The following is a 4029-nucleotide window of genomic DNA, read 5'->3' as shown; positions in this document are numbered from 1 at the left end:
CTATGCGTCAAGTCCCCCGCATCGCGAGGGACTTGAGAATGATGTGCGGGATGTGTTGGGCCCCCGTACTCGCGGGGGATTCGAGTACGGGGGTGTGGTGTCCGGCGCGTGGTGTGCCGGGGTTGGGGGGGGTGGGGTTAGGCGTTGATGGTTTGGGGTTGGTCGGTGGTGTTGGTGGTGTCGGGTTCCTGGCTGCCGGTGTCGGTGTCGTCGGTGTTGGTGGTGGTTTGGGTGGTGGTGGGCTTTTGGAGGTTGAGGGCGATGAGGGCGGTGAGGGCGATGCCGGTGGCGGCGAGGAAGACCGCGGTGCGTAGGCCGTTGTTGGTGGCGGTGGCCAGGGCGTGGCCGGTGAGGCCGTCGAGGTGGGAGTTGGCGACGGCGACGAGGACGGCGAGGCCGACGGCGCCGCCGACTTGCTGGGTGGTGGAGGCCCAGCCGGAGGCGATGCCTTGTTCGGTGGGGTCGATGCCGGTGGTGGCGGCGCCGAACATGAGGGTGTAGCCGGCTCCTTGTCCGAGTCCCAGGACGAGCATGCCGGGGACGAGGGAGAGGTAGGAGCCGTCGGTGGTCAGGGTCAGACCGACGATGACGGTTCCGGCCAGGCCGATCAGGAGGCTGGCGACCATGATGGCGCGCAGTCCGAACTTCGTGGCCAGGCGGCCCGCGGTTTGGGCGCCGATGGAGATGGCTGCCATGGGGACGAGGAAGGCGAGACCGGTCTGAAGGGCGCTGTAGCCGTGGACGCCCTGGAAGTAGACGGTGAGGAAGTAGAGCAGCGTGCCGAAGGTGGCCATGTAGAAGAAGGTGACCGCGGCACCGGTGCTCAGGTTCCGGTTACGGAACAGCCGCAGCGGCATCAGCGGGTCACTGCTGCGCTGCTCGATGACCAGGAACGCGGCCAGCAGCGCGGCTCCCAGGACGAACGCGCCGATGATCAGGCCTGATCCCCACCCCGACTCCGGGCCCTGGACGAGAGCGAAGACGACGGAGGTGGTGCCGATGGTCGCGGTCAGCGCACCGGCCAGGTCGAAGGAACGCCGCGAAGCGGGAAGCTGGTCACGGGTGATCAGGGGCAGCGCGAACACGATCGCGAGCGCGGCCAGGGGAACGTTGACGAAGAACACCGACTCCCAGCCGAACGCCTGCGTCAGCACACCCCCGAGAAGAGACCCGAGGATCATGCCGGAACCGCCCGCGGTGCCCCACACCGCGAACGCACGGTTGCGTTCCTTGCCCTCAGCGAACTTCGTCGACACCAGCGTCAGCGTCGCCGGGAACAGGAACGCGCCACCGATCCCCTGGACAGCACGCGCCGCGATCAGCAGCCCCGGCTCGGTCGCCAGACCACCCAGCAGCGACGACACACCATACAGGGACAGGCCGAGGATGAAGATACGACGCGGCCCCCACAGATCACACGCACGCCCGCCCAGCAGAAGGAACCCACCGAACGCGACCGCGTAGGCACTGATCACCCACTGCAGACTCTGAGCACTGAACCCGAGACCATCACCGATCTCAGGCAGCGCAACATAGACGATGTTGTAGTCGATCGAAATGATCAACTGCGCGAACGCCAATAACGCCAGAAGAAGTCCAGAACGCCGGCGCTGCGCCTGGACAGCGCTTGTGGCCGAAGACGGCATGACTGTGCCTTTCACTACGGGGTCGGAAACAGCACACCCCCGAAACGACACCAGGGGTGAGCAGAGCGGTACGAACCATTGAGCAGATCGAGCCGTTGAACCGTTGAGCGGTTCAGGCCGTTGAACCGTTGAGCGGTTCAGGCCGTTGAGCTGTTGAGCGGTTCGAGTCGACGAGCTGTTGAGCTGTTGAGCTGTTGTGCGGTGGGCCTGTTGTGCGGTGGAGCGGTTGTGCTGCTGGTTGGGGTCAGTTGTGGTTGAACCAGTGGCGTATGTGGTCGGGTGCGGTGGGGTTGGCTTTGCGTATGGCGTGTGCGAGGCCGGCGATGGTCTGTCCGGCCAGGTGGTGGCGCCAGGCCAGTTCCGCGGTGGAGAAGGCCTGCGCCACCGTGCACGGAACCCGGCGGCCCTCGAGACCGGTGATCTTGCCCGCGACACCGTGATGACGGATGCCCGTACACAAGAACGCCTGCGCCTGGCCGTCGATGGCGACGGCCACGTCCATCAGACTGATCTCCTCAGGAGCCCGGCTGAGACGGAACCCACCACGAGGACCAGAGTGCGAGGAGACGATCCCGGCCCGTGCCAGCGCGTTCATCTGCTTGTTCAGGTAAGCCGTGGGCAAGCCATGGAACTCGGCCAGTTTCGCCACCGGCACCGCCCTGCCCTCAGGGACCCAGGACAGGTTGATGCAACAGTGCACCGCCCATTCCACGCCCTCTCTCAGCTTCATGTCCTGGACATTACGCATCAACGATGTCCGCCAGAAGAGCCCGCCCGTTTATCCGTCAACTCGCCCATGTCCAACACCGGCCCGGGAATTCAGGACCGTTTTCAGTTCGGTTTCCAGGTGGCTGAGGTCGTCCTCATGGCCGTGTGCGGCGACGTGCCCGTCGGGCCGGACCAGCCAGAACCCGCCGCTTCGGCAGCCCGTCGCCGCCGCACCCTCACGCCGCCGCAGCACCACCGTCCGCAGCAGCCCCTGATAGCGTGCGGTGACATGACCGGCCTCCGTCCGCCATTCCTGTGACGACGACGCCAGCACCAGCGTCCACGCACCCGCATCCGCCTGCGGACCACTGATCCCATGAGCCAGCGCGTGACGCCGCGGGAACACCGCACCCTCCTTCAAACCCCCCGGAACCCGGCCCCGTATCCGGCACAGAGCCGTCCCGGAAGGCCGCTGGGTGTCACGCTGCGGCGGGTAGGACAGCCGGCGTCCCGCCATGACAGGGGTGTAGAAGCGGGACACCACACCGGTGCGGTCCAGGAGTCTGAAGACCATGTCACGGGCCCGGACCTTGGCACGGCTGTCGGCCACCCACGCCCTGGTCTGCAGATCCGTGTCCCGCAGGATCTGCCGCGTCGCTTCCGAACGCTCCACACCATAACTGTCCAGCAGTGAGGCGGGAGAGTGGTCCTGGATGACAGCGGCGAGTTTCCAGCCCAGGTTCTGGGCATCCTGCAGACCGTTGTTCATCCCCTGACCACCCGCCGGACTGTGCACATGCGCGGCATCCCCGGCAAGGAACACCCGCCCCACCCGGAAATCAGTGGCACGACGCGCATGCACACGGAACACGGCCTGCCACACCGCCTGCGTCAGCCGCACCCCCCGCGGCCCCCGGTCCTCCAGGATCTCCCGCATCATCTCCAGCGACACCTCATGCCGGCCCTTGGGCATCACCGACAAGAACCGGTAGACACCCCCCGGCATCGGCACCACCACCAACGCCCCACTCGGCGCCTGATAGAACAGACACTCATCCGCAGGCAGTTCACCCTCGATCCGCGCATCGACCAACGCGAACGCCATCTCATACGTGCTGCCCGCAAAACCGATACCGAGCTGCCCGCGCACCGCACTGCCCGCACCATCCGCACCCACCACGAACGGCGCCCGGACACGCTCCACACGGCCATCACCATGCTCCACAACAGCAGTCACCCCATCGGAGGCAGTGATGTGCCCGGAGAAGTCCACGTCTTCCAGGGCCAGGAGCCGCACCTCGCGTTCCACCTTGCCACCCAGCTCAGCAAGACGCTCGGCCAGGAGCCTCTCGGTCACATGCTGCGGAAGCACCCGGCAGGCGGTGTCCTCGTCCAACGCGAACGACGCCAGCGCCCTACGCTCCGAGAAGTAACTCAGCCGACTGATATGGACGGACTCACGCCGCACCTGCTCAGCGAGCCCCGCATCCTCCAGGATGTCCAGAGCCCGGGGCCACACCGACAGTGCTTTGGGCGTGGTGGACGGGGCCTTTGCACGGTCGATGACACGCACCCGTACACCCCGCCGCATCAACTCCACAGCAGTCAGCAACCCGGTCGGACCCGCACCAACGACCAGAACATCAAAATCAGAACCAGAACCAGAACCAGAACC

At 66.2% G+C, this 4029-nt stretch carries 3 protein-coding genes; all 3 read right to left on the bottom strand.

The window, feature by feature from the left end:
- Nucleotides 1-137: 137 nt before the first annotated feature.
- Complete coding sequence (locus NGF19_RS30130) at nucleotides 138-1646, bottom strand: MFS transporter (protein ID WP_252429094.1); 1509 nt, start codon at nucleotides 1644-1646, stop codon at nucleotides 138-140.
- 244 nt (nucleotides 1647-1890) lie between these two features.
- Nucleotides 1891-2376 (bottom strand): RrF2 family transcriptional regulator, encoded by a 486-nt coding sequence (locus tag NGF19_RS30125; protein ID WP_252429093.1) that lies wholly within the window; start codon nucleotides 2374-2376, stop codon nucleotides 1891-1893.
- Between the two features lie 48 nt (nucleotides 2377-2424).
- On the bottom strand, nucleotides 2425-4029 hold a 1605-nt coding region (locus tag NGF19_RS30120), incomplete at its 5' end, for an FAD-dependent oxidoreductase (protein ID WP_372506041.1).

The sequence above is a fragment of the Streptomyces macrolidinus genome (assembly GCF_023887685.1).
Lineage (GTDB): Bacteria > Actinomycetota > Actinomycetes > Streptomycetales > Streptomycetaceae > Streptomyces > Streptomyces macrolidinus.
The sequence above is the reverse complement of the archived record's forward strand: the minus strand, read 5'-3'. Positions and strand labels throughout refer to the sequence as shown.

What these genes read in the sequence shown, in the direction of transcription:
- NGF19_RS30130 (WP_252429094.1), bottom strand. Translation starts at nt 1,646, where the DNA reads ATGCCGTCTTCGGCCACAAGCGCTGTCCAGGCGCAGCGCCGGCGTTCT.
- NGF19_RS30125 (WP_252429093.1), bottom strand. Translation starts at nt 2,376, where the DNA reads ATGAAGCTGAGAGAGGGCGTGGAATGGGCGGTGCACTGTTGCATCAAC.